The 7,096-nt window shown below is 70.3% G+C and carries 6 protein-coding genes; all 6 read right to left on the bottom strand.

What is annotated here, in order from left to right:
• Positions 1-1,735: DNA gyrase subunit B (locus Q0L15_RS05310; RefSeq protein ID WP_296602763.1), on the bottom strand; the 1,735-nt coding region annotated here is incomplete at its 3' end.
• 289 nt (positions 1,736-2,024) lie between these two features.
• Entirely contained in the window at positions 2,025-2,570 is a 546-nt protein-coding gene (locus Q0L15_RS05305) for a DciA family protein (RefSeq protein ID WP_296602761.1), read from the bottom strand.
• A complete protein-coding gene (recF, locus tag Q0L15_RS05300) occupies positions 2,560-3,720 on the bottom strand; it encodes a DNA replication/repair protein RecF (protein ID WP_296602760.1) in 1,161 nt (386 codons plus the stop codon). Before recF ends, Q0L15_RS05305 begins: the two co-directional genes overlap by 11 nt.
• A gap of 28 nt (positions 3,721-3,748) precedes the next feature.
• Positions 3,749-4,654 (bottom strand): phosphogluconate dehydrogenase (NAD(+)-dependent, decarboxylating), encoded by a 906-nt coding sequence (gnd, locus tag Q0L15_RS05295; RefSeq protein ID WP_296602759.1) that lies wholly within the window; start codon positions 4,652-4,654, stop codon positions 3,749-3,751.
• A 69-nt stretch (positions 4,655-4,723) separates the two neighbouring features.
• Entirely contained in the window at positions 4,724-5,863 is a 1,140-nt protein-coding gene (gene dnaN / locus Q0L15_RS05290; RefSeq protein ID WP_296602758.1) for a DNA polymerase III subunit beta, read from the bottom strand.
• A 561-nt stretch (positions 5,864-6,424) separates the two neighbouring features.
• Positions 6,425-7,096 (bottom strand): DnaA/Hda family protein (locus Q0L15_RS05285; RefSeq protein ID WP_296602757.1); only part of this gene is annotated, 672 nt, incomplete at its 5' end.

Below are 7,096 nucleotides of genomic sequence, written 5' to 3'. Positions count from 1 at the left end.
GCAGCAGGGTGTTGATGTGGTGGCCGTCGACGTCGGCGTCGGCCATCAGCACGACCTTGTGGTAGCGCAGCTTCTCGATGTCGAACTCGTCCTGGATGCCGGTGCCCAGCGCGGAGATGATCGACTGGACCTCCTGGTTGCCCAGGACCTTGTCGATGCGGGCCTTCTCGACGTTGAGGATCTTGCCGCGGATCGGGAGGATCGCCTGGACGCGCGGGTCGCGGCCCTGGCGGGCCGAGCCACCTGCCGAGTCGCCCTCGACGATGAAGACCTCGCACTCGGCGGGGTTGGTCGACTGGCAGTCCGAGAGCTTGCCGGGCAGGCCACCACCGCCGAGCAGGCCCTTGCGGGACCGGGCCAGGTCGCGCGCCTTGCGCGCGGCGATGCGGGCCGAGGCGGCGGCCTGCGCCTTGCGGATGATGTCGCGGCCCTCGGCCGGGTTCTGCTCCAACCAGGCACCGAGCTGGTCGTTGACCACCCGCTGCACGAAGCCCTTGGCCTCGGTGTTGCCGAGTTTGGTCTTGGTCTGGCCCTCGAACTGCGGCTCGCCCATCTTGATCGAGATGATCGCGGTCAGGCCCTCGCGGATGTCGTCGCCCGAGACCCGGTCCTCGCGCTTCTTGATCAGGCCCCACTCCTCACCCCAGTTGTTGACCAGGGTGGTGAGCGCTGCGCGGAAGCCCTCCTCGTGGGTGCCGCCCTCGTGGGTGTTGATCGTGTTGGCGAAGGTGTGCACCGACTCCTGGAAGGAGGTGTTCCACTGCATCGCGACCTCGAGGCTCATGTGGTTCTCGACCCCGGCAGGGGTCTCGGCCTCGAAGGAGATGACGGTCGGGTTGGCCTTGTCCTTGCGCCGGTTGAGGTGCTCGACGTAGTCGACGAGCCCGCGCTCGTACATGAAGACCTGCTCGATGCCGCCGCCCTCGCCGCGCTTGATCGAGTCGGCGCGGTTGGAGTCGACGTCCTCGGCGACGGTGTCGTCCTCGACGGCGTCGACGATCTCGTCGGCCACCGGTCGCTCGTCGCGGACCACGATCGTCAGGCCCTTGTTGAGGAACGCCATCTCGCGGAACCGCGAGGTGATGGTCTCCAGGGAGTACGTCGTGGTCTCGAAGATGTCGGCGGAGGCCCAGTAGGTGACGGTGGTGCCGGTGCGCTCGCCGGGCTCGAGCGCGCGCACCTCCTCCAGGTCGCCGTCCGGCACGCCGAGGCTGAAGGACTGGCGCCACAGGTGGCCGCGGTTCTTGACCTCGACGATCAGGTGCGTCGACAGGGCGTTGACGACCGAGACGCCCACGCCGTGAAGACCGCCGGAGACCTTGTAGCCGCCGCCGCCGAACTTGCCGCCGGCGTGGAGCATGGTCAGGGCCATCGTGACCGCCGGCATCTCCTGGCCTGGGGCGGTGTCGGTGGGGATGCCGCGACCGTTGTCCTCGACCCGGATCGCGCCGTCGGCCTGGAGCGTGACGACGATGCGGTCGCAGTAGCCGGCCAGCGCCTCGTCCACGGCGTTGTCGACGATCTCCCAGATCAGGTGGTGCAGACCGCGCTCGCCGGTGGAGCCGATGTACATGCCCGGGCGCTTGCGGACCGCCTCGAGGCCCTCGAGGACCTGGATCGCGGAGGCGTCGTACTGGACCTCCTCCTGCGCCGGGGACTCGACCGGGACCGCGGGAGGTGCGGTGCTGTCGGCGGGGGTCTCGTCGGGGGTCTCGACGGTGATGTCCTCGGACACGCACACCTCTTCGCTGAACGGGCGTTGACACGCCTGTTGACATGGAGAAGGCCGCAGCACGAGGGCGCACGCGGCCGACGTCCATGATACCGCTCAGAGGGCCGTATTCCACGGACCGACCCCTGGCGGGGGATGGCCTGGGGATGAAAAGTGGGCCTGCGCGGCTCGTGAGCGGCTCCACGGCCGACGAACAGGGGTGCCGGTGGGGCCCCATACGTCGACGGATCCCGCAGATCGTCTCCGGCGCGCTCACGTCCCGCGCCGATCCCGGTGGCGGGCTCGGTGTGGCTCAGCCGTAGGTGTCGCGTGGACCGCGCCCGTCGCGCACCGACCGCGGGCCCTTCTTCCAGGTGGGGCCATGGGGTCCGAGCACCTCGATGAGGGTCACCGTGCCGTGGCCGAGCTCCTCGTTGAGGCGGCGTACGACGGTCGGGGCCAGCAGCCGCAGCTGCGTGGCCCAGGCCGTGGAGTCGGTGCGCACCATCAGGCGCCCTTCGGTGAAGGACTCCGGGGTGCAGTGCAGCGCGATCTCGGAGCCGACCAACTCGGCCCAACGCCCGAACATCCCGTGCACGCGCAGGTCGACCTCCCACCCGTGGTCGTCGACGAGACGCGAGAGCGTGGTGTCGAGCAGCTGGGGGTCCCGGTCGTCCGGGTGGGACCCCGTCACCCGACCGCGCGGTGGCGTCTGCGGCCGGCGTGTCTTGCGCCGGGCCGCGGGGGTGGACTTGGCGGTCGCGCGCGTCAGCGCCCGAGCAAGGTCGAGCCCGTCGTCTCGTCGCGGCGCGGGCTCCTCGCGCTCGGGGAGCAGCGATCCGCCGTCGTCAGTCGTCATCGGACCTCACCACCGTGCCACCAGCTACGTCGTACCGGGTGCCGGCCAGGCCCGCGGGCACGTCGGCGGCGACCGCGGCGGTGACCAGGACCTGCTCGGCGCCGGCCACCAGGTCGGCGAGCTGCGCACGCCGCTCGGCGTCGAGCTCGGCGAACACGTCGTCGAGGATCAGGATCGGGTCGTCGCCGTCGGCGCGCAGGAGGTCGTACGACGCCAGCCGCAGCGCCAGGGCGAAGGACCACGACTCCCCGTGGGAGGCGTAGCCCTTGACCGGGAGTCGTCCCTCGCCGGGACCGTGGCCCAGGCTCAGCAGCAGCTCGTCACGGTGTGGCCCGACGAGCGAGACCCCCCGGTCGAGCTCGTCGCCGCGGCGCCGCTCGACCTCCGCGAGCAACGCCTCGACCAGGTCGTCGCGCTCGCTGCGGCCCTTGAGGTCGAAGGACGGCTTGTACTCGATGTCGGCGTCGTCGCGGGTCGCTCCCCGCGCGACGGTCTCGTAGGCCTTGCCGACGTAGGGGCGCAGCGACTCGACGAGCGCCAGACGCTCGGCCAGCAGCTCGGCGCCGGTGCGGGCGAGGTGGGCGTCCCAGACCCCGAGCGTCGAGAGCGCACTCTCCTGGCCGGAGCTACCTCGGCGCGCGGCTCCGGCGGTCTTCAGCAGCGTGTTGCGCTGGCGCAGCACCCGGTCGTAGTCGGAGCGCACCCCCGCGAGGCGGGGGGCGCGCAGCACGAGCAGGTCGTCGAGGAACCGTCGGCGATCGGACGGGTCGCCCTTCACCAGCGTCAGGTCCTCGGGGGAGAACACCACGGTGCGCACGAGCCCGACGAGCTCTCGAGCGCGGGGGAGCGGCGACCTGTTCACCCGGGCCCGGTTGGAGCGGCCCGGGTTGAGCTCGACCTCGAGGACAGCGGTGCGACCATCGCGGACGACGGCCGCCCGCACCACCGCCTGGTCGGCCCCCGCGCGCACCAGGGGCGCGTCGCTGGCCACGCGGTGCGAGCTGAGTCGCGAGAGGTAGTCGATGGCCTCGACCAGGTTGGTCTTGCCCTGGCCGTTGCGCCCGATGAACGCCGTCACTCCCGGGGTGAGCTCCACCTCAGCCGTGGCGTAGGACCGGAAGTCGTGGAGCGAGAGGTGCGCGACGTACATGCGGGTGTCTTCGTTCGGGCTGGTGCGGTCAGCCCGGGTTGGCGTCGCCGCCGACCGGCGGCTCGGTGTGGACGGCGTGGCCGCCGAACTGGTTGCGCATCGCGGCGACCGCCTTCATGGCCGGGCTGTCGTCCTGGCGCGAGGTGAACCGCGCGAACAGCGAGGCGGCGATGACGTGCATCGGGACGGCGTTGTCGATCGCGGCCTCGACGGTCCACCGGCCCTCGCCGGAGTCCTCGGCGTAGCCGGCGATCTTGTCGAGGTGGCCGTCCTCCTCGAGGGCCGCGACCAGCAGGTCCAGCAGCCAGGAGCGGATCACCGTGCCCGAGCGCCAGGAGTCGAAGACCTCGGTGACGTTGTCGACGAGGTCGACCTTCTCGAGCAGCTCCCAGCCCTCGGCGTAGCTCTGCATCATGGCGTACTCGATGCCGTTGTGGACCATCTTGGCGAAGTGGCCGGCGCCGGGCTTCTTGCCCGCATGGACGAAGCCGCCCTCGTCGGGCTTGAGGGCGTCGAAGGCCGGCTGCACCTTCGCGACGTCCTCGTCGCTGCCACCGCACATGAGCGCGTAGCCGTTCTTCAGGCCCCAGACGCCACCGGAGACACCGCAGTCGACGAAGCCGATACCGCGTTCGGCCAGCAGGTCGGCGTTGACCTGGTCGTCGGTCCACTTGCTGTTGCCGCCGTCGACCACGAGGTCACCCTCACCGAGGAGCTCGGCGAGCTGGCGGATGGTCTCGCGGGTCGGGTCGCCGGAGGGCACCATCACCCAGACGACCTTGGGGGAGGGGAGCTGCTCGACCATCGCCTCGAGGCTGTCGACGTCGGCGACGTCGGGATTGCGGTCGTAGCCGACCACCGTGTGCCCGGCGTCGCGCAACCGGGTGCGCATGTTGCCACCCATCTTGCCGAGGCCGACGAGTCCGAGGTCCATCGCTGCTCCAATCTGCCGTGGCACGGTCGGCCCCAGCCTAGGTGCGGTACCCCAGGGGCCGGGTCGGACTCAGGAGAGCAGGCGACGCGGCATCAGCAGGTAGCGGAACGAGGAGTCCCGCTCGCCGTCGTCGACGGACCCGCTGATCACCACGGGCTTGGAGGCCTGGGTGAAGGCGAGCTCGACGACGGGCTGGTCGATCGCGGTGAGGCCGTCGAGCAGGAACTGGGGGTTGAACCCGGTGGTGATGTCCTCGCCGGTGATCGTCGCCTCGATCGACTCCGAGGCCTGGGCCTCGTCGCCCGACCCGGCGTCGAGGGTGAGCACCCCGTCACTGAAGGCCAGCTGCACGGCGGTGTTGCGCTCGGCGACCAGCGCGACGCGCTTGACCGACTCGACCAGCGCTGCCTTCTCGACCAGGGCCGTGGTCTGGTGCTCGCCGGGGAACAGGCTGCGGACCTTGGGGAACTCCCCGTCGAGCAGACGCGTCGTCGTCCGTCGCAGCCCACCGGGACCGTGACCCTCGAAGCCGATGATGCCCTCACCGGAACCGGTCGTGGCGAGCGCGATCGTCACCTCGCCGCCGCCGGTCAGCGACTTCGCGGTGTCACCGAGCACGCGGGCGGGCACGAGCGCGGCCGCCGACTCGTCGGGCGTGCGCGGGCTCCACTCGAGCTCGCGCAGCGAGAGCCGGAAGCGGTCGGTGGCCAGCAGCGAGATCGTCGAGCCGTCGATCTCGATGCGCACGCCGGTCAGCACCGGGAGCATGTCGTCGCGGCCGGCCGCGGTGACGGCCTGGGCGACGGCGTGCGCGAAGGCCTCACTCTGCACGGTCCCGGTCGCGGCCGGCATGTCGGGCAGCGAGGGGTAGTCCTCGACCGGCATCGTCTGGAGGCTGAACCGGGCCGAGCCACAGGTCAGCGAGACCCTCGCGCCGTCGAGAACCATCTCGACGGGCTTGGCCGGCAGGCTGCGACAGATGTCGGCGAGCAGCCGACCGCTGACCAGCGCCTTGCCTTCGTCGCTGACCTCGGCGCTCAGCGTGGCGCGCGCGGAGGTCTCGTAGTCGAAGGTGGAGAGCACCAGGCCGTCGTCACTGGCCTCGATGAGGAGGCCGGCCAGCACGGGGACGCTGGGACGCACGGGGAGGCTGCGCGCAGCCCAGGCGACGGCATCGGCGAGCACGTCGCGCTCGACGCGGAACTTCACGATGGTTCCTTCGGGTCGGCTCGGTGGAGCGGGGTGTGGAACTGCAGAGCTACAGGTTCCTCAGCACGGTGCCGACAGGCACTTGCTGGAATGCAGATCCTGCCATGGAGGGCCGACCCGCGGGAGTTGTCCCCAGGAAGGGGCCCGGATGGATGTTCACCGAGGATCGATCTGTCTGGAGGTAGGGAGGAGTCATAGCGTCGGTGGAAACTGTGGACAACTCCCGTTGGTGCTGGTCACGACGCGCGTCGTCGGTGCACAGGGGGTGTGGACGATCTGGTGGACGAGTCGGCGGGGATGTGGATCCGGGGACGGCGTCGTGGACCGCGTGACCGTTCGTCCACAGGTTCTCCCGGGGTGACCGTCCTCGGTTCAGGGGTGCGTGCACATCTCACAGAGATGTAGTTCGGGGTCGTCGCCGTGGTCTCGAACTGCCTCCTCTCGCGGCCACGACGCGTCGGCAACGTCGGCCGGGTCGCGGGCATGGCGGCTCGCGCCCGTCGCGCGTGAGGCCTCGAGGTCGTCCAGGTGGAAGGGCGAGCGACGGGGAGGCGGAGCTCCTCAGCCCTGACGGGCCTGCATCTTCACGCGGTTGGTGAGCTCGCTGACCTGGTTGAAGACCGCACGTCGCTCGGCGAGCAGCTGGTTGATCTTGCGGTCGGCGTACATCACGGTCGTGTGGTCCCGGTTGCCGAACTGCGCCCCGATCTTGGGCAGCGACAGGTCGGTGAGCTCGCGGCACAGGTACATCGCGATCTGGCGAGCCATCACCAGGTGGCGGCCCCTGCTGGGTCCGGTGAGCTCCTCGATGGAGAGCCCGAAGTAGGCCGCGGTCTGGGCGATGATCAGCGCTGCGGTGATCTCGGGCTCGCCACCCTCGGGGATGAGGTCCTTGAGCACGATCTCGGCCAGGGTCATGTCGACCTCCTGGCGGTTGAGGTTCGCGAACGCCGTGACCCGGATCAGCGCGCCCTCGAGCTCGCGGATGTTCGTCTGGATCTTCGAGGCGATGAACTCCAGCACGTCCGGCGGCGCTGTGAGCCGGTCCATCGCGGCCTTCTTGCGCAGGATCGCGATGCGCGTCTCGAGGTCGGGGGGCTGGACGTCGGTGATGAGGCCCCATTCGAACCGGTTGCGCAGTCGATCCTCCAGCGCCTCGAGGCGCTTGGGCGCGCGGTCGCTGGTCAGCACGATCTGCTTGTTGGCGTTGTGGAGGGTGTTGAAGGTGTGGAA

This window comes from Nocardioides sp., assembly GCF_024509035.1.
Classification (GTDB): Bacteria; Actinomycetota; Actinomycetes; order Propionibacteriales; family Nocardioidaceae; genus Nocardioides.
Note: the sequence above shows the minus strand (reverse complement) of the source record. Positions and strands in the feature narration are given on the sequence as shown.